Genomic DNA, 21,340 nt, shown 5'->3' on the forward strand with positions numbered 1-21,340 from the left:
ATTAACTAAATTATAAATTATGATAAGCTCTTATTCAAGCTAGATAGCTCAAGGTCAGCTTTATGTGGGTTGTTAACCACAATCTTACCATCTGCAGTAAGGCTAAACAATGCTCCTTCTTCTGCAGTTCCAAGAATTGGGTTTTCAACCATTTTCTCGTTACGGATACCAACCGCAACACCACCGATACCTTCTTTAAGAAGTTTAACGGCATGTGCACCCATACGTGATGCCAAAACACGGTCACGCGCAGTTGGAGAACCACCACGTTGAATATGTCCAAGTTCTGTCACACGAAGGTCGCTTGTATCTCCAGCTTCTTTAAGTTTTTGACCAAATTCAGCTGCTGACATCACACCTTCTGCCAAGACGATGATATTGTGTTTTTTACCACACTCGTATCCACATTTAATGCTTTCTACGATATCTTCAATCTTGAATCCTTCTTCAGGAATGATGATTTCATCAGCACCAGTTGCAATACCAGCCCAAAGAGCGATATCACCTGCGTTACGACCCATTACTTCGATAACAAATGTACGACGGTGACTTGATGATGTATCACGAATCTTATCGATAGCATCCATAGCAGTAGTAACCGCTGTGTCAAAACCGATTGTGAAGTCAGTACCAACAATATCGTTATCGATTGTACCAGGAAGACCGATAGCTGGGAATCCATGTTCAGTCAAACGCATAGCACCGTGGTAAGATCCGTCACCACCAATAACAACTACACCTTCAATTCCGTGTTTTTTCAATTGCTCAATCCCTTTAAGTTGCCCTTCAAGTTGAGCGAACTCTGGGTAACGAGCAGAGTGAAGGAAAGTACCACCACGAGAAATGATGTCTCCTACTGAAGCCGCATCTAGGGGATGAATTTCACCAGCAACCATACCAGCATATCCATCATAGATACCAAATACTTCCATTCCTTCTGAAATTGCTTGACGAACAACTGCACGGATAGCAGCGTTCATACCAGGGGCGTCTCCACCACTAGTCAAAACAGCAATACGTTTCATATTGGTTATGCTCCTTTTTCTTTTAACATTCTTACTGATTATATCACATTTAAATGGAAAATTCTTCTATTTTCCGTAATTTTAGCGATAAATCGTTTTCATAACGATTCCACCTAATTTCTCTTCTAATTCAGTGGATTTAGTCACAAAATGATGGGGAGAAACAATCGTTCTCTGTTCCTCTTCATACCTGATGATGACTGGGATTGGGCCTTTATACTGGTCTAAAATTCTCGAAATTTCTTGATCCGATTCATGATTTTTTACCTGTATCCAAAAGCGTTCAGCCACTGCTGCTCTTATTTCTTGTGCAATCATTTGCAGACGGCCATCTCGTAACTGATTTTTTCCTCTTATATAGTAGAAAGCTCCTTCTTTCAATTCCTGCCCAATCTGTCGATATAAGTCTGAGAAGAGGGTAACATCCAATTTTTTCTTACTATCATCTACCTGTAAGAATGCCATGTTTTCACCCTTTTTGGTCCGAATCACTTTTATTTTCTGAATTTCAACCAATATAATGGCGTGACTATTTTCAGACAAATTTCCGATTGGTGTAATTGGGTAGATAGCCTTACTTGCAATAGCTTGTAAGGGATGTTTGCTAACTCCTACCCCTAGAAGCTCTTGTTCCATATAGAATTTTTCTTGTTCTGTCCAATCTTCCGATTCCTGCCAACTATATATCGTATCACCGAACAAGCTTCCTAACTCTTTCACAAATTCAAATAGATTACCTAAATTATTAAATACTTTTTGGCGATTTTTTTCAAATGAATCGAAAAGACCAACTTTTACCAAAGGTTCTAGCAGAGGAAGTTTCAGATAATTCTCAGGTAATTTAGCTATAAAATCTTCAATGCTCGAATAGGGTCTATTTTCAATAATCCAAAGCGCCAAATCATTGCTGACACCCTTAATCGATTTCAGACCTAGATAGATAGATTTGTTGGCAATTTTATCGTGATAGGGAATAGTATTAATGGACAATGGGGCTACTTCAAAACCTGCTTCTAAGGCATCTGTTACATAATCACTGTTGGCAGAATTCGACATGACTTGATAAAAAATGGCTGGATAATGTGTTTTGAAATAGGCCAACTGGAAGGCCAAGGCTGAGTAAGCATAGGCGTGAGATCGGTTAAATCCATAACCTGCAAACTTCTCCATAACATCAAAGACCTGCTCTGCCTTTTCCCTAGTATGACCAGCATCTAATGATCCTTGAATAAAGGATTCCCTCATTTCATGCATGGCAAAGGCATCTTTTTTCCCCATAGCCCGACGCAAAATATCGGCTTTTCCGAGGCTAAATCCAGCAAATCGCTGAGCAACCTGCATAACCTGCTCCTGATAGAGCATAATGCCGTAGGTTGGAGCCAAAATATCCTCCAGTACTGGATCCAGAACAGTCACTTCTTCCTGCCCATGCTTTCTTGCCACAAAATTATTGATGTAGTCACTGGCACCTGGTCGATTTAGAGAAGTAGTTGCTACGACATCTTCAAAACAGACTGGTTGCACACGTTTGAGCAAGCGAATGGCACCAGGTTGCTCAAATTGAAAGATACCTTTTGTATTGCCAGAGGCAAATAAAGCTAACGTTTCTTTGTCTTCCAAATCAATTTCTTCAATTTTAAGGTGAATACCTTCTGATTCAGCAAGCAATTCTTGCATCTTCTGGACAAAGGTCAAATTTCGCAGTCCCAGAAAATCCATCTTCAAAAGTCCGCTAGATTCAACTCCATGAGCATCATACTGAGTCAGCGGAATTTCGTCGCCATGCTTTAGAGGGATGTAGTTGGTCAAGTCTTGGTCACTGATTACAACACCAGCCGCATGGACAGAGGTTTGTCTTGGATAGCCCTCTATCCTGCAAGCAATTTCAAAGGCTTTTTGGTATTCTAACTTACTATTGATTTGCTGACGAAACTGGAGATTCCCCTCATAGGCCGACTTGAGATTATCACGAAAACTGATTTTCTTGGTAATTGCAGATAATTCATACTCTGGCACACCAAAACGTTTCAAGACGTCACGTAAAGCTTGCTTGGCCCCAAAGGTCGAAAAAGTAACGATTTGAGCCGCATGTTTACTGCCATATTTATTACCAACATATCTGATAAAATCTGGACGATAAATATCTGGAATATCAATATCAATATCAGGCATGGTATAGCGTTCACGATTTAGGAAACGTTCAAAAATCAGATTTTTCTCTACTGGGTCAATCCCTGTGATGTCCAAGGCATAAGAAACCAAGCTACCAACTGCAGAACCCCGTCCCATACCCATATAATAGCCATTCGAACGTCCAAAACGCAGCAAATCCCAAACAACCAAGAAATAATCATCAAAGCCCATATCATGAATAACAGCCAATTCTTGGTCTAGACGGTCTTGATATTCTTTACCAGTTAACCCCTTCTGAGCAAGCCCCAATTCAGCGCGTTCTCTCAACTCTTCTACTGCTGGTCTAGCAGGATTAAAGCGAGGCAATTTCAGACTAGTATCCAAGTCATAAGAAATGCCTGAAATAAGCTTTTCTAAATTGTACAAGGCTTGAGGAAAACGTTCTTGGAATAGTTTCTCTAAAGAACTTGCTGATATAAAGACATCTTGTCGTGAGCGCAAGGGAACTTCTCTAAGGGGAAGATTTTCTTTAATCGCTGTTAACACTTGCAGAATTTCTCTATCCTTACTTTCAAATGTATTGACCCGATAAAGGGGCAAGATTGGATGGTGAAAGTCGCTGGCCAGTGTCTCTGGGTAAACCCCTATATAGTAATCACAGCCTATATTGAGCGACTCCAGTCCATCAAAATAAGGCACAATTACCGCAATATCCTCTAGATACTGAGATAAAACTGTCCAATCTTTCTCCCCCTGCATCTTGGATGTTGATAGTTTCATCAACTGCTGATAGCCCACACTAGATAAAGCTAAAAAGCGCAAATTCACATCCTTATCATCTACAAGCACATTCATTTCAAGCCCTAACAAAGGATGAATGCCGTATTTTTTTGTAACCTCTAGAAAATCGAAAGCCCCGTAAAGATTGTCAATATCCATCATAGCCAGATGAGTGTAGCCATAGTCTTTTGCTACTCTCACATACTTGTCGATTGAAATGACACTCTCCATAAAACTATAGACTGTTTTTGTATCTAGTTGTGCGATCAATTTACACTTCTCCTCTATCGTTCTCACTATATTATACCATTTTCTTAAAATTTCTATTACTATTACTGATGCTTTAATATCTAATAGCTCAAATCATAGTTAATTAGACAATCCTTGCCTGATTTACAACAGCACCACTAATATTTTTGTATTTAAGCTTATCATTTCACATGTTTATTTTATAAATACTTATTTTTATTTATTATAGTTTCTATTAATTTTTATAGTATCTTTTCTCTCTATTTTTTGATATAATAACTGTAATATATTTCATAAGTAGGAGGCTTTTATGCGTTTTAATCAATTCAGCTATTTTGCGCTACCTAGAGATACAATTATCTTTGAATTAAAAAAGTATGGATTTGATTTACCAGTCAACATCACAAATAAAAAAATGCTTGAAGCGTTTCTTATTCGTTTCTTTTTTAATTACAAAGATAGCTCCTATCCCCTATCCAGTTTAGCAGTTGATAAGGAAACTGACTTATTGACATTTTTTCAATCAGATAAAGAGTTGACTGCTGATATTTTCTATACTGTGGCTTTTCAACTTTTAGGTTTTTCTTACTTGGTTGACTTTGAAGACAGTGATGTTTTTCGTAAAGAGACTGGTTTTCCCATTGTATATGGTGACTTGATTGAAAATTTCTATCAGTTACTCAATACTCGCACCAAAAAGGGAAATACTCTTATCGACCAACTTGTCAGTGACGGCCTGATTCCTGAGGATAATGACTATCACTACTTTAACGGCAAGAGTTTGGCTACCTTTTCTAGCCATGATGCCATTCGCGAAGTCGTTTACGTTGAGACTCGTGTCGATACTGACCGAAAAGGGCTTCCAGACTTAGTCAAGGTCAGCATTATTCGTCCTCGTTATGATGGAAAAATCCCTGCTATCATGACAGCCAGCCCCTACCATCAGGGAACCAATGACAAGGCTAGTGATAAGGCTCTCTACAAGATGGAGGGTGAGCTTGAGGTCAAACCTACTCACAAGATTGAGCTTAAAGAACCTCAACTCAATCTCGTCCAACCCCAAGGTCAAGCTGAGCTTGTGTCAGAAGCTGAGGAAAAGCTAACGCACATCAACGCTAGCTATACTCTCAACGACTACTTCCTTCCACGAGGTTTTGCCAATCTTTATGTCTCAGGTGTCGGTACCAAAGACTCTACAGGTTTCATGACTAACGGGGACTACCAGCAAATAGAGGCTTATAAAAATGTCATTGACTGGCTCAATGGTCGCTGCCGTGCCTTTACTGACCATACGCGCCAGCGTCAAGTCAAGGCTGACTGGTCAAACGGAAAAGTTGCCACAACTGGACTTTCCTATCTAGGTACCATGTCCAATGGTCTAGCGACTACAGGTGTAGATGGTTTAGAGGTTATCATTGCCGAGGCTGGTATTTCTTCGTGGTACAACTACTACCGTGAAAACGGTCTAGTAACTAGCCCAGGTGGTTATCCAGGTGAGGACTTTGACTCCCTTGCTGAACTAACCTACTCTCGTAATCTCTTGGCTGATGACTATATCCGTGGCAACGAAGCTCACCAAGCTGACTTAGAAAAAGTAAAAGAGCAACTGGATCGCAAGTCTGGCGACTACAATCAGTTTTGGCATGACCGCAACTATCTGCTCAATGCCCATAATGTAGAAGCAGAGGTTGTCTTTACCCACGGTTCACAGGATTGGAATGTCAAACCACTTCATGTTTACCAGATGTTCCATGCTCTTCCTGCTCACATAAACAAGCATCTCTTTTTCCATAATGGCGCACATGTTTACATGAACAACTGGCAGTCCATTGACTTCCGTGAATCCATGAATGCTTTGTTGACAAAGAAATTACTGGGACAAGATACAGATTTCCAACTTCCTACTGTTATCTGGCAGGATAATACCGCTCCTCAGACTTGGTTACCACTTGATACCTTCGGTGAGCAAGAGAAGTTTGAAACCTTCTCACTTGGTCAAGAAGAGCAAGTTATTCAAAACCAGTACTCAGATAAAGATTTTGAGCGTTATGGTAAGACATACCAGACCTTCAATACAGAACTTTATCAAGGGAAAGTCAATCAGATTACTATTGACCTTCCTGTAACTAAAGACATTCACTTGAACGGTCGAGCTCAACTCAATCTTCGTATCAAATCCAGCACAAACAAGGGTCTCTTATCAGCCCAACTGCTAGAATTTGGACAGAAAAAATACCTACAACCTTATCCAGCTGTTTTAAGTGCTAGAACCATTGACAACGGTCGCTACCACATGTTGGAAAATCTTAACGAATTGCCTTTTCGTGAAAATGCACAACGCGTCGTGACAAAAGGCTATCTCAATTTGCAAAATAGAAATGATTTACTGTTAGTAGAGGATATTAAGGCAGATGAATGGATGGATATCCAGTTTGAACTGCAACCGACTATTTACAAGTTAAAAGAAGGAGATACTCTTCGTTTAGTACTCTATACTACTGACTTTGAAATCACAATCCGTGATAACACCGCTTACCACCTGACTGTTGATCTTGAACAGTCTAGTCTTATCCTACCTTGTCAAAAGGCATAATATATCAGACTTTCTATATGGAAGATTTCCACTTGAACAGTTGAAACAAACATACACTTGGTATCAAATGCAATCCCGATATAGGCTTATGATAGGTCTACACGGAAGCTTTGACAAAAGATACTAAAACCCTAACCAACATGTGTACTCATTAATAATACTCGCTACCACACCACATGTTGAAAAATCTTTGTGAATTAACATTAATCATAAATTCACAATAAGTCGTGACAAAAGGCTACCCTAATTGAATGATTTACTGTTAGTAGAGGACACCAATGTAGATAAACGGATAGATACCCAATTCATCTACACTCAACTAGTGACAAGTTAAAAGAGTGGGATTTTCTCCATTTAGTCCTATACTACTGACTTTGAAATCATCATACGTGACAATACCGCTTACCACCCGACTGACGATTTCGTTCCGTCCACGCTTTCTGTACCCAGTACAAGGAGTAACATTTTATGAATAAATCTGAACACCGACACCAACTCATACGAGCTCTTGTAACGAAAAACAAGATTCATACTCAAGCTGAGCTACAAGCTCTTCTTGCCGATAATGATATTCAAGTTACACAAGCTACACTTTCGAGAGATATTAAAAGTATGAACCTCTCAAAAGTACGTGAAGAAGACAACTCTTACTACGTGCTCAATACAGGCTCTATCTCAAAATGGGAGAAACGTCTCGAAATCTACATGGAAGATGCTCTTGTCTTGATGCGTCCCGTTCAACACCAAGTCCTCCTTAAAACCCTTCCTGGACTTGCGCAATCCTTTGGTTCTATCATTGATGCATTAAGTTTCTCTGACGCTATCGCTACTCTCTGTGGTGATGATGTCTGCCTTGTCATCTGCGAAGATGCAGAAGCTGCTCAAAGATGCTTTGAAGAACTGAAAAAATTCGCTCCACCATTTTTCTTTGAAGAATAACAAAATTCCGTGTCTGATGTGGCACGGAATTTTGTTATATTCTTTACTGAGATGGATTTTCTTTTTTAGTTCGTGCTAATCTCAGAGCACGATTTGGATTGAGACGATTAAATAGTTCTTCCAATTTCTTTTCATTCCAAACATCTGCGGCGGAAACAAAATTGCCATCCACATCTCGGAAAGATATCGGTTTATCTCCCATACCAGTCTCCTAGTCTACAAATTCAAACTCAAATTTACCAATGCGGACCAAATCGCCATCTTTAGCACCACGAGCACGAAGGGCTTCATCAATCCCCATACCACGTAATTGACGGGCAAATTTCATGACTGATTCGTCACGATCAAAGTTGGTCATATTAAAGAGTTTCATGAGTTTTTCACCAGAAAGTACCCACGTTGCATCGTCATCACGACTAATTTCAAAGGCTTTTTCTTCCTCGTCAAATCCATAGTAAGCTTCTTCTTCCATATCTGACTCGTCGTAGAGCAAGAATTCTGGTGTCTTGTCTAATAATTCAGCTGTAGCATCCAAGAGCGTAGCTAGACCTTGCTTGGTCAAACCAGAAATTGGGAAGATAGCTGGTAAGTCTTCAAATTCATCGTAGTTTTCAGCCAATTTTTTCTTGAATTCTGCAAGATTTTCCTGACTATCAGGCATGTCCATCTTGTTTGCCACGATAATCTGCGGACGCTCCATGAGACGAAGATTGTATGACTCCAACTCCTTATTGATAGCTAGGTAGTCCTCATAAGGATCACGGCCTTCGCTAGCTGACATATCAATAATATGAAGGATGACACGTGTACGCTCGATGTGACGGAGGAACTGAGTTCCCAGACCAACTCCTTGACTAGCCCCTTCAATCAAACCTGGTAAATCAGCTACTGCAAAGGATTCACCTGATTGGGTACGAACCATACCTAGATTTGGCACAATGGTCGTAAAGTGGTAGGCACCAATTTTAGGTTTAGCTGAGGTAATAACACTTAAAAGTGTTGATTTCCCAACAGATGGGAATCCAACTAAACCAACATCAGCCAAGATTTTTAGTTCCAATTGTAACTCACGTTCCTGACCTGGTTCTCCATTTTCAGAGATTTCAGGTGCAGGATTTTTTGGTGTCGCAAAGCGGATATTTCCACGTCCACCACGACCACCGTGGGCAACGATAAATTCTTGACCATGTTCAATCAAATCTGTCAAGACCTTGCCAGTCTCAGCATCACGCACAGTCGTACCTTGTGGAACACGAACTCTGAGATCCTCTGCACCACGACCATGCATCCCTTTGGTCATTCCTTTTTCACCAGAATCAGCCTTGAAATGACGGTTATAGCGGAAATCCATGAGAGTACGTAGACCTTCGTCTACAACGAAGACTACATTACCTCCACGACCACCGTCACCACCCCAAGGACCGCCATTAGGGACATATTTTTCACGGCGAAAGGCAACCATACCATCGCCACCATTACCAGCCTTGACCTTGATCTTGGCTGTATCTAAAAACATACTCATTTTTTTCTTCTCACTTTAAAAAAGGGCTGGGAAATCCCAGTCACAAAATTTTCTTGAATCTATTTTATAGATTACTGAGGGCACCAATTGCAGTTGCAAAAATTCCCAATAAACTTGCTACTAGCATGATAATCACGATAAACAAGGTTATTTTCTCAAACATAGTTTTTTTACGATTTCCATTATCTCCAAATGCCATTTTTTTCTCCTTCGTTACATTCTATTTTCTATTATCTTAGCATGAATTCAGCTAGTTTTCAATAGTCAGTTGCTACAGGTGCAATAATCCATAAAATGATATAAGCTACAATTCCCGCTCCGTAACAGCAAGCAAGGACACCCCAAATGACTCGAACGATAGTTGGATCCATATCTAGATAATGAGCCACTCCGGCACAAACACCAGCAATTTTTTGATCACTACCACTTCTCATCAATTGTTTTTTCATAGCTATTCCTCTTTCTATTCCTCATGGTCTTTCCAATAATCTCTGATGCTGATTAACTGTGTTTTTGAAGCCTTCAGCATGCGTCTAGAGCCTTTTACGGGCACAGCAACCACCTGTTGCGGTAGATACAAAACTGTCTTAAAGATACGCTGAGTGACCGTATCATCTTTGGCTAAATCTTTCTGGAAATTATTTGAAATAATAGCATCAAGATAAAACTCATGCACCCGTTTTCCAAAATTCTCAGCTGAAATCTCATATAATTTCTCTGATAAGGTATGCTCATCCATATCTGGCGTTGCAATCAGGGCCTCCAGAATAGCTCCAGCCAAATCATGTTCACCATAATACAAGGTTCCAAACATTTTATCACTGATAAGATTGTCCAGATAAGGATTTCCATGTGCAATGACAGGCGTCCCACTAGCCAAACTTTCCAAGTAGGTCAAGCCTTGGGTTTCACTTGTCGATGCCGAGATGAAGAAATCTGCCGCCTTATAGTAAAGAGCGGTCTCACTAGGAGCAATCATCCCTGTAAAGACAACGGAGTCTTGAATCTCTAGTTTCTGGGCTTGCTCTTTGAGGTCATTCAGATAAGGGCCATCCCCAGCAACTACCAGTTTAACCTTGTCTTCCTCTTTCAGAACATCAGCAAAAGCTGCTAAAACTGCTTGAATATTTTTTTCATAGGAAATTCTGGAAAGACTAAGCAACATCTTTTCATCATCTTGAATCCCTAGTTTACTACGCAGTTCTTCCAGATTTTCTTGCTTGATTTCTGGACGATCAAACTTGGCTAATTCAATCCCAGTTGGAATGACCCGTTTTTCAACCTTAACCTTATAGTCAGATAACAAGTCACGGACAATCTCACTCGGGCAAATAACCCCATCCACATCGTGCAGGAAACCTCTGACCAGATACTTGACCATACTAGGACGAATCAACATCCCTTTGGCAATATAATGTACATAGTCTTCGTATTGGGTGTGATAGGTATGGATGACTGGAATCTTCAATTCACGTGCAATCCAAATCCCCAACAGACCAAGAGAAAATTCTGTCTGAGTATGGATAATATCTAGCTGATATTGTTTAGCAATTTCAAGCGCCTTGCTGAAACCTCGATAGGCAAAGCGACGATCTTTAAAAGCAAAGAAAGGAACACTTGGAATGCGGATAATTTGCCAATCTTCATAACGATTGACATCCTTATCTGTCGTTGTAAAGATAAAAACAGCATGTCCCTGCTTTTCAAGTTCGGTTTTCAAGGTTCGAATACTGGTCGCAACACCTGAAACCTGAGGAAAATAGGTATCTGTAAATAAACCAATTCGCATAGATTACCTCACTTTTTACTTTCTCCCTAAAGCGGCTTGTTTCTCATAAAAGTCCAACCAGATTTGTAACAGATGCTCTTCAGAATACTCTCTAGAAATATTCTTAGCTTTTTCTTTCAAATCTTTTAAAGCAGCAGGATTCGCTTGATATTCCAGAATAGCTTCTTTCATCTCTTCTCTATCTGCTGTCGCCCGATAATCTCCATCCAAAATTACCTTATAAAGATCTAAATCACGCAACATAATCGGAGCTTCACAACTGGCAGCCTCTAAAATCGTCATCGGAAAGAGCTCATTATAACTAGGCAACAAGAAAAGATCCGCTAGGGCATACAATTCGCGCATCCGCTCTGGCGATACAATACCTGGAAAAATCAAATTTTTAGGGGGATTCTCCATGATTTTCTTGTAACGTTCATAACCATCTGTCATACCACCAAAAGAGAAACCACCTGCCCAGATAAAGGTAATTTGCGGCAATTCCTCAGCCAGACGGATAAAGTCATCAATTCCTTTGCGTTTCTGAACTTGCCCAGCACCTACTACGATAAACTGATTGTCACTAAGACCTAGATCTGTTCGCAGTCTCGCTACCTCTTCTTGTGGAAGAGAATGCCATTTTTCCTTGTTTACAAAGTTAGGAATATAGGTCACTTTTTCACGTGGAATACCTGCTGCCACCAAATCCTCAATAAACATAGGATTGACCACAACCAAGTGCTCCATTCGATTGTAAAAAGAAAATACATAGCGTTTAACAATTCCCTTTAAGAAAAATGGAATCTTCAAACTCCCCTCAAGTGTATCAGGCAAAAAATGCACATAGCCAATTTTTCTCCCTGAGCGTTTCTTTTGGAAGGTTGATAAATAATAGGGGAAATCAATCGTATGAAAGTGAGTCACATCTGCCTCAATTGGTAGATTTTCAGTAACAATCAATTGATCCTTGGCATCACGGTGAAGAAGACGAACTAATTCACGGTAAGCACCTGAAACTCCTTGCCCTGCTACTTTCTCACTTGAACTCAACATATTGATGCGTAATTTCTTTTTTTCCATAGCTACTATTATATCATTTTCTTTGAATAAAATCAGCAAAAGAAAGGAGAGACTAGAGGAAAAGAGGGGGAAATTTCCTCCCTATTCCAATAATCTCTCACATCCTTTTATCTGTTTACTTAATGCCTAGGGCAATGCGTGCATAGCGACTCATTTTTTCAACAGTCCAGGCTGGATACCAAACCAATTTGACCTCAGTATCCGTTACTTCTGGGACCTCTGTCATGGCATCATAAATCTGGTCTGTCAAAAGGTCTGCTAGGGGACAACCCATAGTTGTCAAAGTCATATCAATCTCTGTTTGCCCTGTGTCACCATCAAAACGAATTTCATAAATCAAACCAAGATTGACAATATCGATTCCCAACTCAGGGTCAATGACTTCTTCCAAGGCTGTTAAAATGCGTGTTTTGATGTTATCAATTTGCTCTTCTGTATAAGCCATATTTTCCTCACTCCTAGTCTTCAATAAAATCACGAAGCGGTTTGCTGCGACTTGGTTGACGTAGTTTTCTCAAAGCCTTGGCTTCAATCTGACGGATACGCTCACGGGTCACGTTAAAGACTTTACCAACATCTTCAAGGGTGCGCATTTTCCCATCATCTAGTCCAAAACGCAAACGTAGAACATTTTCTTCACGGTCTGTAAGAGTATCCAAGACCTCATCCAACTGCTCACGCAAGACGATACGAGTTGTGTAGTCCACTGGATTTTCAATCACTTCGTCTTCGATAAAGTCCCCAAGGTGGCTATCATCCTCTTCACCGATTGGCGTTTCAAGAGATACTGGTTCTTGAGCAATCTTCAAGATTTCACGAACCTTGTCAGGAGTCATATCCATACGTTCAGCGATTTGCTCAGGTGTTGGATCTTGTCCCAATTCTTGAAGAAGATTACGCTGTTCACGAACCAATTTATTAATGGTTTCAACCATGTGGACAGGGATACGGATGGTACGAGCTTGATCCGCAATAGCACGAGTGATGGCCTGACGAATCCACCAAGTTGCGTAAGTTGAGAACTTAAATCCTTTAGAATAGTCAAACTTGTCAACCGCCTTCATCAAGCCCATGTTCCCTTCTTGAATCAAGTCAAGGAACTGCATACCACGGCCGACATAGCGTTTAGCAATAGAAACAACCAAACGAAGGTTGGCTTCCGCAAGGCGTTGTTTGGCTTCGATATCGCCAGCTTCAACAGCAAGCGCCAATTCTTTTTCCTCTTCATTGGTCAAGAGAGGTACGACCCCGATTTCTTTCAAGTACATACGAACAGGGTCATTAACCTTAGCCGAAGTTGATCCAATCAAGTCCTCATCGCTGAGTTCTGGCTCTTCTTCAGTGCTAAGAACACGCGCACTTGGATTTCCTTCGTTATCTGTGATTGAAATCCCTGCATCCTGAATTCGTTGCAAAAGGTCTTCAATCCCATCAGCATCCAAGGTAAAAGGAATGACTAGACTAGCATTGATTTCATCATCTGTTGCTGTCCCTTTTTGTTTATGATTACGGATAAATTCTGCTACTTGTACGTCAAATGTTGTTACTTCTTTTTGTTTTGTTGCCATTATTACTCCATTCTTCTCTTTTGGGAAATTAAACGTTCCAATTCTTCTAGGGCTGTATCGGTATCTCCTACATGGCTAGCTTCCTGCACCTTCTTTTTGATTCTCATATTATCCTGATTCAAGAGAGCCTTATTTCGAGTCATTTCTACTTCACTTAGTTCCTGCGGAGACATCTCAACAGGCAAATCCTGAGCTAAGATTTGATACCAAGCTCTTTCAACTTCCTCTGTCTGTTCTGCTAGAACTTCTGGAGGAAGATTGCCATACTGACCAAGCAAGTCATATAAGACCTGAAATTCAGGTGTGTCAAATGCAAAATCTTCTCGCAAACGGTAATCATTCAAAATAAGGGGAGATTCCATCATTCGATAAAGTAGATGGGCTTCTGCCCTCATAATAGCCGATAACTGCTTGGTGACAGGCATAGTAATTGGCGTCGGTCTGGAAATTCCTTCCATACGATTCTGCCTTTGTGCCTGACGGCTCTCATTCACAATCTGCTCAATCTGGGCATAATCAAAAGACGCCAGACTATCAGCTAAAATATGAATATAACTGTTTTGAGCAGTGATAGACTTTTCTTGAACAATCAAGGGAGCTATTTTTTCAATAAACTCAATCTGGGCCTGCAGATTTTCACTATTTTCAGGCTTGTACTGGTGAATATAAAACTCAATCGGACTAATACGAGTTTTCGTTAATAGATAGGCCAAGTCTTCTGGACCATTTTTTTGTAGATACTCATCTGGATCCAAGTTATCAGGCATGCTGACGATCTGCACAGGCATATCGCCAATTTCATCCAAGGCTTTCAATGTCGCCGCTTGCCCAGCCTTATCACCATCGTAAACTAGAACCAACTTCTTGGTTAACCTTTTCAGATGCTCAACATGCTCTCGACTCAAGGCCGTTCCCATAGACGCCACAGCATTTTCGATTCCAGCCCGATAGGCTGCAATGACATCCATGAATCCTTCCATGAGGTAAATCTCACTGGCTTTACCAGAAGATTTTTTAGCCCTATCCATATGATATAATTCGTAACTTTTGTTAAAAATTGCAGTCGATCGACTATTTTTATACTTAGAAGTTTGTGAATCCGTTTTCTGCCAGATACGACCTGAGAAGGCAATAACCTTTCCCTGATCATTGGTCAAGGGAAACATAATTCGATTGTGAAAGGTGTCTACAAATTGATTAGCATCCGAGAGATAAAACAGTCCTGAATCCAGGAAATCCTCTTCACGATACTGACCAGACAAACGTTGATAAAGATAGTTTCGTTCTGGAGGTGCTAAACCAATCCGAAAATGCTTGAGCACTTCATCTGTCAAACCACGCTGATAGAGGTAATTTCTGGCCTCTTCCCCCATGGTCGTTGTCATGAGAATAGCATGATAAAATTTGGCAGCATCTTCGTGCATATCATAAAGAGCTTGGTGGGGTGAAGCTGGCTTCTGTTCACTATAAAGCGGTTTTTCCACCTCTATCCCGACACGCTGACCTAAGATTTGGACAGCCTCCATAAAGGGAACCCCTTGGTACTCCTCGATGAATTTAAAGACATCACCAGAGCGACCACAACCAAAACAGTGGTAAAACTGCTTGTCTTCTACAACGTTGAAAGAAGGTGTTTTTTCACCATGAAAAGGACAGAGCCCTAGATAGTTCCGTCCTGCCTTTTGTAAAGAAATCACATCTCCTATGACTTCCACAATGTTGGCATTGTTTTTGATTTCTTCAATGACTTGTTTGTCAACCATACACAATACCTCCATGTTATCATAGTTTACTTTATATAGTATACTTTATTTCAGAAAAAAAGTAAACCATTTCACGCATTTTCCCTACTTTATTCAAAGAGCTGATAATAATCAGAGATTTTCATTTTTGCTTTTTCTTCTTGTTTCAAATCTTGGATAATTCGTCCTTCTTTCATGACAATTAAACGATTGCCATATTTGAGAGCATCTTCCATATGGTGGGTAATCATAAGCGCTGTCAGCTGATCTTTCTTGACAAATTCATCCGTCAATTCCATGAGTGCGACACTGGTCTTTGGATCAAGAGCTGCAGTATGCTCGTCTAACAAGAGCAATTCAGGGCGCTTCAAGGTTGCCATCAAGAGACTCAAAGCCTGTCTTTGTCCACCTGATAAGAACTCAATCGGTGTATTCAAGTGTTTCTCAAGACCGTTTCCCACTTTTTCAATAGTTGCCTGAAACTCATCCTTATAACTAGACAAGCGTCGTGGTAACAATCCACGCTTTTCACCACGAAACTTGGCAATCAAAAGATTTTCAGCCACCGTCATACGGGGAGCTGTCCCCATCTTGGGATCTTGGAAGACACGAGACAGATACTTAGCCCGCTTCTCTGGTGAAAACTTAGTAACATCCTCACCCAAGATACGAATAGTTCCACTGCTTAATGACAAGGTTCCTGCAATAGTGTTAAAGAGAGTTGATTTCCCAGCTCCATTTCCACCCAAAATCGTGATAAAGTCCCGTTCAAAAATTTCTAAGGAAACATCATTTAAAATAATCTTTTCTTCATCAAAGCCATTTTTAACGACTTTGGTTGCATTTTTTAATTCTACAATGGCTGTCATTTACTTAACTTGGCTCCTTTCAAGATTGTTTGCTTAAATGTTGGAATCATGAGGCAGACTGCTAAAATCACGGCGCTATATAGACGAAGGTAACTTGTGTTAAATCCAAGCGCGATAACAGCCCATACTAAGAATTGATAAGCGATAGAACCTACAACGATTGTAACCAAACGCTCTGCCAAGCTCAAACTCTTGAAGATAACTTCTCCAATAATCAAACTTGCAAGCCCCACAACGATAACCCCGATTCCTCGAGAAACATCAGCATAGCCTTCTTGCTGGGCAATAAGAGCCCCTGCAAGGGCAATCACACCATTTGATAAGACCAACCCCATAAGCTCCATGCGCCCAGTATGAATCCCGAAACTTCTAGCCATATCAGGATTGTCACCTGTAGCAATATAGGCTTGTCCGAGTTTGGTATCCAAGAAAAAGAGCATGAGAGCAATAACAAGACTGACAAAGATGAGACCTGTCAAGAGTTGGTTCAAATCTGAATCAAAAGGCAAAACATCCTGGATTTGCTTGGTTCCAAGCAATCCTAAATTTGCACGTCCCATAATCAAGAGCATGATAGAGTGACAGGAAGTCATCACCAAAATCCCTGAGAGCAAGGTTGGGATCTTCCCTTTTGTATAAAGAAGTCCTGCTGCCATTCCAGCCAAACAACCTGCTCCTACAGCAACAAGAGTCGCTAAAAATGGGTTCACTCCTTTGGTTATCAAAGTGACAGCAACAGCTCCCCCAAGAGGGAAGGAACCTTCTGTCGTCATATCTGGAAAGTTCAAAATCCTAAATGTCATAAAGATCCCCAGACCTAGAATAGCCCAGACAAATCCTTGAGAAATAATAGATAATATCATCTGTTTCTTAACCTTTTCTATATGATTTCTATTGTAAAAAATTGGAGGAGATGTCCCCAACTCCTCCATTGTAGATTATTCAATCACTTGTCCTGCTTCTTTTAGAACAGATTCAGGAATCGTAATACCTAGCTCTTGTGCCAATTTTTTGTTAATTACTGACTTACCAGTTGAAAAGACATTGACTGGAGTTTCAGCTGGTTTTGCACCTTTCAAGACTTGTGCAATCATTTTACCTGTTGCCACACCAAGGTCGTGTTGGTCAACTACAACTGATGCCAAACCACCTGCTTCTACCATGGCAGTCGCGCTTGGATAAATTGGTTTCTTAGCGGATTGATTACTTGATACAACTGTTGAGAAGGCTGAAGCAATGGTGTTGTCGATTGGAACCCAGATAGCATCGACCTTGCTAGTCATAACGTTGACTGTTGAAGCAATTTCATTTGTTGAAGGAACAGCAAATGTTTCGACTGTCAAACCTGCTTTTTCAGCAAAAGCCTTAAATTCTTCTACCTGTGTTTTTGAATTGTCTTCGCTGCTTGAATAAAGAGCTCCAATTGTTTTCACATTTGGTGTGAGAGCTTTGATAAGTTCAACTTGTTGTTGAGCTGGATTATGGTCAGATACCCCTGTGATGTTGCCACCTGGTTTTTTCAAATCTTTGACCAAGTTAGCACCAATTGGGTCTGTAATAGCAGCCATGATAACCGGTAGGTCTTTTGTGGCACTAGCCAAGCCTTGAGCAGCTGGTGTTGCAATCCCTACTACTAGGTCATTCCCATTTGCAACCAATTGTTTACTCATTGTCGCAACCTTACTTTGGTCACCTTCTGAGTTCATAAAATCGATTTTAAGTTGATCATCTTTATAACCTTCTTCTGCAAGTCCATCTTGGATTCCCTTATAAATCAAGTCAAGAGATGGATGGCTTACAAACTGAAGGACACCAACTTTGGCAACTTTCTTTTCATTTTTAGCTTCTGGTTTATTCATTGAAGAGTAAATCAAGCTTCCTGCTACTAAGACCGCTAATGCAGCGATAATTCCAATTAAACGTTTATTTTTCATTCTATTTCTCCTTTTTAATTCCTTTAAAATACTTCACTTATCTAAACAAGCGACGCCATCGTTTTCTTTCCATACTAACCTCCATCAAAAAAGTCCTCACACAAAAAACTTGTGTGAGGACGTCGATGCGCGGTACCACCTCAATTATAGGGAATTTCCCTATCACTCTGTCTCGCAATAACGAGATGCACTGTAAGGTGTGCTCACCGAATTTTTATGATTTCAAATTCTAAATAACATTCAGCCCAATCTTCATCATCACCACTTATCTGTTTTCAGCTACCACAGACTCTCTAAAAAGTTTATATGATTACTTTTCTGAATGGTTAAATTATATCATTTTTCAAATACTTGTCAAGACTCTTTTAGCATTTTTTTGAACTATTCAAAAACTTCCCCTATAGAAAAGAGGAAGTTTGATAGGTATCAGCCTGAATTACGCAATCCTGTCGCAATTCCGTTGATGGTTGTATGGATTAATTTTTCTTGATCGCTTGATAATTCTCCACGACGTTGACGTTTAATCAACTCCAACTGGATATAGTTGAGAATATTAAAGTAAGGCATACGGTAATCCAAACTTGCTTTTAGATATGGATTTTCAGCCAAGAGTTCATCGTAACCTTCGATAGCCAAGATGACTTCCTTGGTAACTTGCCATTCATTTAGAATAGTCTCATAAATCGCTTTTACTTGATCATCTTCACAAAGTTTGGCATATTCAAAAGCAATATTCATATTTGATTTTGACAAGACCATGTCAACATTTGAAAGAAGTGACTGGAAGAAAGGCCAATTTTGGTACATATCTCGTAGGATAGCGATATTTTCTGGATTCTTATCAATAAATTCTTTGAAGCTTGAACCAACTCCATACCAGCCAGGGAACATGACACGGCTTTGCGACCATGAGAATACCCAAGGGATAGCGCGTAAACCACCGATTTCAGTAATCGTCTTACGAGCAGCTGGACGTGAACCGATATTAAAGCTTGAAATAGCCTTGATTGGACTTGACTCAAAGAAATAATCATAGAAATGGTCATTGCCAAAGACCAAATCACGGTAGATATCGTAACTGCAGTCCACCACTTGGTCCATAATAGCTTCATAACGATTGGATGTATTGGTATCGCTCTTCTTCTGAGTAATCATACGGTTAATGGCTGCAGATACTAACATTTCAAGGTTATAATAGGCAGCATCTTTGTTACCGTATTTATTCCCAATTACTTCCCCCTGCTCTGTCAAGCGGATACGGTCCTTGATAGACTTAAGCGGTTGAGATGTGATAGCTTCATAGGTTGGTCCACCACCACGACCGACAGTTCCACCACGACCATGGAAGAAGGTAACCTTAACACCAAATTCATCTCCAATGGCAGTCAGTTGTTGTTGAGCCTTGTAGAGAGTCCAACATGATGAAAGGTAACCACCATCTTTATTACTATCAGAGTAGCCAAGCATGATTTCTTGGTAATTATTGCGCGAAGCAATCCATTTCTTAGCAAGAGGAAGAGAAAGGTATTCTCTCATAGTTTCTTCTGAGTGATCCAAGTCCTCAATTGTCTCAAAGAGAGGAACGATTTGGACACGGGCTCTTTCTTTATCAACTAACCCTACTTCTTTTAGCAAGATAGCCAATTCCAACATGTCTGATACGCTGGTTGCATGTGAAATGATTGTCTGACGAATGACATCATCTCCCAACTTATCTTTCAACTTACGAGCAGCCTTAAAGATTTCTAATTCTTTTTCAAGTAACTCTGATTTTTCAACATGAGTGGCAGAAAGAATACGTGGATCTTCTTCCAATTCTTTCAAGAGAAGCTGGCATTTTTCTTCTTCACTTAGTTCGCTATAATGAGAATGAATACCTGCTGATTTCAAGAGTTCAGCTACACAGGCTTCATGAACACTAGAATCTTGACGCATGTCAATAGATGCCAAATAGAAACCAAAAATTTCAACTGCCTGAATTAACTCAACAAAATCACCAGAAATCAGTGCTTCACCCTTGTTTTCCAAGAGGGAATCACGAATGGTAATTAAATCCTTATAAAAATCATTAGCTGTTTCATAGCGAGCCCCAACTTCCTTATCCTCAATCAGATAGGTTTTTGTTGCTTGGATTTTTGATTGAATATCAAACAAGGCACGACGGTAAAGCTCTTTTTCACGATAAATCGAGTTATCCTTAGACTGACGAGCCATTTCTCTGACTTGCTTGCTCACATTGACAATACTGGTTGAGAGAGAGAACTCACGATAAAGTTGGTAAATTTTTTCATCATAGTAGTTCATGATGACTTCACACTGAGTCATAGCAGATTGTTTCAAGGTATCTGCTGTAACAAAAGGATTCCCATCACGGTCTCCACCAATCCACATACCCATGGTAATTGGTTTAGGATGTTTTAACTCCAAGCCATGTTTTTTAGCCAGACGCTTGTACTCAGCAGTCAAATGAGGAACTGCCTTCAGGAATGAACTATTGTAGTATTCCATAACATTCGTGATTTCATTGGTTACTTTCAATTTCTTTTCACGAATCATGTCTGTCTGCATGATAATCTCAATGTAACGACGGAGATCATTATGCCATTTTTCCTTATTAATCAAGCCTAATTTCACATCACGATACTTACGCAAAAGGGTATGGATATGATTGGTCAAATCCAACATACTCTTACGTTGTACTTGTGTTGGATGGGCAGTCAAAACAGGGACAACATTCAAATGTTCTAGAATTTCAACTGCATTTTCTTTTTCTGCAACCATTTTGATCGTTGCTGATAATTTCCCAAGATAATCTTGATCGATATTATTTTGATGGTTGATTTCATAGGCCAAATCCACGTCTTCTGAAATATTAATCAAAAGAGGCAAGATAGAGAAATAGCGTGAAATATAAGCCATTTCATCATTTGACAGACTCGTAACCAATTGGTTCAAGCCCTGATAATCTTCTTGAGTTGATAATTCTTTCAACTCCATGATTTTTGCAAAAGTCTCTGGGGCAAGCATATTTTTAGTGATATCTTCTAACAATTCTGTTAAAATCAATACTTCTTCTTGCACGACAGCTTTATTACTATAGTTTTCTAATTTTTGAAGAGACATAGGTAATCCTTTCCA

The 21,340-nt window shown here is 40.0% G+C and carries 17 protein-coding genes and 1 other annotated feature; of the genes, 2 read left to right on the forward strand and 15 right to left on the reverse strand.

The genetic code is table 11. The annotated features are described in order from the left end of the window. Positions 1–17: 17 nt before the first annotated feature. Both pfkA and PAN07_RS00845 read right to left on the reverse strand, forming a co-directional pair. Entirely contained in the window at positions 18–1,025 is a 1,008-nt protein-coding gene (gene pfkA, locus PAN07_RS00840; RefSeq protein WP_000820863.1) for a 6-phosphofructokinase, read from the reverse strand. An 81-nt stretch (positions 1,026–1,106) separates the two neighbouring features. After that, positions 1,107–4,208, reverse strand: a complete 3,102-nt coding sequence (locus PAN07_RS00845) for a DNA polymerase III subunit alpha (RefSeq protein ID WP_269796710.1) — start codon at positions 4,206–4,208, stop codon at positions 1,107–1,109. A 289-nt stretch (positions 4,209–4,497) separates the two neighbouring features. Here PAN07_RS00845 and PAN07_RS00850 point away from each other — a divergent pair, with 289 nt between their 5' ends. Both PAN07_RS00850 and PAN07_RS00855 read left to right on the forward strand, forming a co-directional pair. Next, the gene (locus PAN07_RS00850) at positions 4,498–6,780 is read left to right on the forward strand and encodes a Xaa-Pro dipeptidyl-peptidase (protein ID WP_269796711.1); all 2,283 of its coding nucleotides are present in this window, start codon (positions 4,498–4,500) and stop codon (positions 6,778–6,780) included. Between the two features lie 468 nt (positions 6,781–7,248). Further along, a complete protein-coding gene (locus PAN07_RS00855) occupies positions 7,249–7,719 on the forward strand; it encodes an arginine repressor (RefSeq protein ID WP_020902899.1) in 471 nt (156 codons plus the stop codon). Positions 7,720–7,762: 43 nt separating this feature from the next. On the opposite strand, the gene PAN07_RS00860 is transcribed toward PAN07_RS00855, so the two are convergent. The 13 genes from PAN07_RS00860 to ppc all read right to left on the reverse strand — a co-directional run bounded on the left by PAN07_RS00860 (position 7,763) and on the right by ppc (position 21,325). After that, a complete protein-coding gene (locus PAN07_RS00860; RefSeq protein WP_049546460.1) occupies positions 7,763–7,921 on the reverse strand; it encodes a hypothetical protein in 159 nt (52 codons plus the stop codon). Positions 7,922–7,930: 9 nt separating this feature from the next. After that, positions 7,931–9,241, reverse strand: coding sequence for a GTPase ObgE (obgE, locus tag PAN07_RS00865; RefSeq protein WP_125393713.1), 1,311 nt, complete (start codon positions 9,239–9,241; stop codon positions 7,931–7,933). Positions 9,242–9,305: 64 nt separating this feature from the next. Beyond that, positions 9,306–9,440 (reverse strand): DUF4044 domain-containing protein, encoded by a 135-nt coding sequence (locus PAN07_RS00870; RefSeq protein ID WP_000863859.1) that lies wholly within the window; start codon positions 9,438–9,440, stop codon positions 9,306–9,308. A 58-nt stretch (positions 9,441–9,498) separates the two neighbouring features. Beyond that, positions 9,499–9,675, reverse strand: a complete 177-nt coding sequence (locus PAN07_RS00875; protein WP_084947671.1) for a PspC domain-containing protein — start codon at positions 9,673–9,675, stop codon at positions 9,499–9,501. A gap of 29 nt (positions 9,676–9,704) precedes the next feature. Further along, on the reverse strand, positions 9,705–11,030 hold the full coding sequence (locus tag PAN07_RS00880) for a glycosyltransferase family 4 protein (protein WP_269796712.1): 1,326 nt from the start codon (positions 11,028–11,030) through the stop codon (positions 9,705–9,707). A gap of 15 nt (positions 11,031–11,045) precedes the next feature. Then, complete coding sequence (cpoA, locus tag PAN07_RS00885) at positions 11,046–12,089, reverse strand: alpha-galactosylglucosyldiacylglycerol synthase (RefSeq protein WP_269796713.1); 1,044 nt, start codon at positions 12,087–12,089, stop codon at positions 11,046–11,048. 115 nt (positions 12,090–12,204) lie between these two features. Next, the gene (locus PAN07_RS00890; protein ID WP_000331921.1) at positions 12,205–12,534 is read right to left on the reverse strand and encodes a metal-sulfur cluster assembly factor; all 330 of its coding nucleotides are present in this window, start codon (positions 12,532–12,534) and stop codon (positions 12,205–12,207) included. Positions 12,535–12,547: 13 nt separating this feature from the next. Then, a complete protein-coding gene (gene rpoD, locus PAN07_RS00895) occupies positions 12,548–13,657 on the reverse strand; it encodes an RNA polymerase sigma factor RpoD (RefSeq protein WP_000201903.1) in 1,110 nt (369 codons plus the stop codon). A 2-nt stretch (positions 13,658–13,659) separates the two neighbouring features. Further along, positions 13,660–15,420, reverse strand: coding sequence for a DNA primase (dnaG, locus tag PAN07_RS00900; RefSeq protein ID WP_269796714.1), 1,761 nt, complete (start codon positions 15,418–15,420; stop codon positions 13,660–13,662). Between the two features lie 89 nt (positions 15,421–15,509). Beyond that, positions 15,510–16,268 (reverse strand): ABC transporter ATP-binding protein, encoded by a 759-nt coding sequence (locus PAN07_RS00905; protein ID WP_218493494.1) that lies wholly within the window; start codon positions 16,266–16,268, stop codon positions 15,510–15,512. Next, positions 16,265–17,131, reverse strand: a complete 867-nt coding sequence (locus tag PAN07_RS00910) for an ABC transporter permease (protein ID WP_004234420.1) — start codon at positions 17,129–17,131, stop codon at positions 16,265–16,267. The genes PAN07_RS00905 and PAN07_RS00910 overlap by 4 nt, the downstream gene beginning before the upstream one ends. Before the next feature lie 75 nt (positions 17,132–17,206). After that, on the reverse strand, positions 17,207–18,202 hold the full coding sequence (trpX, locus tag PAN07_RS00915; RefSeq protein ID WP_061864128.1) for a tryptophan ABC transporter substrate-binding protein: 996 nt from the start codon (positions 18,200–18,202) through the stop codon (positions 17,207–17,209). Positions 18,203–18,314: 112 nt separating this feature from the next. Continuing rightward, positions 18,315–18,532: a binding site (T-box leader), on the reverse strand. Positions 18,533–18,628: 96 nt separating this feature from the next. After that, positions 18,629–21,325 carry a phosphoenolpyruvate carboxylase gene (gene ppc, locus PAN07_RS00920; protein WP_269796715.1) on the reverse strand — a complete coding sequence of 899 codons (2,697 nt, stop codon included), beginning with the start codon at positions 21,323–21,325 and terminating at the stop codon, positions 18,629–18,631. Positions 21,326–21,340 lie beyond the last annotated feature (15 nt).

The sequence above is a fragment of the Streptococcus sp. SM5 genome (assembly GCF_027497975.1).

Excerpts from the sequence above, each read along its gene's own strand:
- rpoD (WP_000201903.1), bottom strand. The coding sequence starts at position 13,657 with ATGGCAACAAAACAAAAAGAAGTAACAACATTTGACGTACAAGTAGCA.
- PAN07_RS00860 (WP_049546460.1), bottom strand. The coding sequence starts at position 7,921 with ATGGGAGATAAACCGATATCTTTCCGAGATGTGGATGGCAATTTTGTT.
- PAN07_RS00910 (WP_004234420.1), bottom strand. The coding sequence starts at position 17,131 with ATGATATTATCTATTATTTCTCAAGGATTTGTCTGGGCTATTCTAGGT.
- PAN07_RS00870 (WP_000863859.1), bottom strand. The coding sequence starts at position 9,440 with ATGGCATTTGGAGATAATGGAAATCGTAAAAAAACTATGTTTGAGAAA.
- trpX (WP_061864128.1), bottom strand. The coding sequence starts at position 18,202 with ATGAAAAATAAACGTTTAATTGGAATTATCGCTGCATTAGCGGTCTTA.
- ppc (WP_269796715.1), bottom strand. The coding sequence starts at position 21,325 with ATGTCTCTTCAAAAATTAGAAAACTATAGTAATAAAGCTGTCGTGCAA.
- PAN07_RS00850 (WP_269796711.1), top strand. The coding sequence starts at position 4,498 with ATGCGTTTTAATCAATTCAGCTATTTTGCGCTACCTAGAGATACAATT.
- PAN07_RS00880 (WP_269796712.1), bottom strand. The coding sequence starts at position 11,030 with ATGCGAATTGGTTTATTTACAGATACCTATTTTCCTCAGGTTTCAGGT.
- cpoA (WP_269796713.1), bottom strand. The coding sequence starts at position 12,089 with ATGGAAAAAAAGAAATTACGCATCAATATGTTGAGTTCAAGTGAGAAA.
- pfkA (WP_000820863.1), bottom strand. The coding sequence starts at position 1,025 with ATGAAACGTATTGCTGTTTTGACTAGTGGTGGAGACGCCCCTGGTATG.
- PAN07_RS00890 (WP_000331921.1), bottom strand. The coding sequence starts at position 12,534 with ATGGCTTATACAGAAGAGCAAATTGATAACATCAAAACACGCATTTTA.
- dnaG (WP_269796714.1), bottom strand. The coding sequence starts at position 15,420 with ATGGTTGACAAACAAGTCATTGAAGAAATCAAAAACAATGCCAACATT.
- obgE (WP_125393713.1), bottom strand. The coding sequence starts at position 9,241 with ATGAGTATGTTTTTAGATACAGCCAAGATCAAGGTCAAGGCTGGTAAT.
- PAN07_RS00905 (WP_218493494.1), bottom strand. The coding sequence starts at position 16,268 with ATGACAGCCATTGTAGAATTAAAAAATGCAACCAAAGTCGTTAAAAAT.
- PAN07_RS00855 (WP_020902899.1), top strand. The coding sequence starts at position 7,249 with ATGAATAAATCTGAACACCGACACCAACTCATACGAGCTCTTGTAACG.
- PAN07_RS00875 (WP_084947671.1), bottom strand. The coding sequence starts at position 9,675 with ATGAGAAGTGGTAGTGATCAAAAAATTGCTGGTGTTTGTGCCGGAGTG.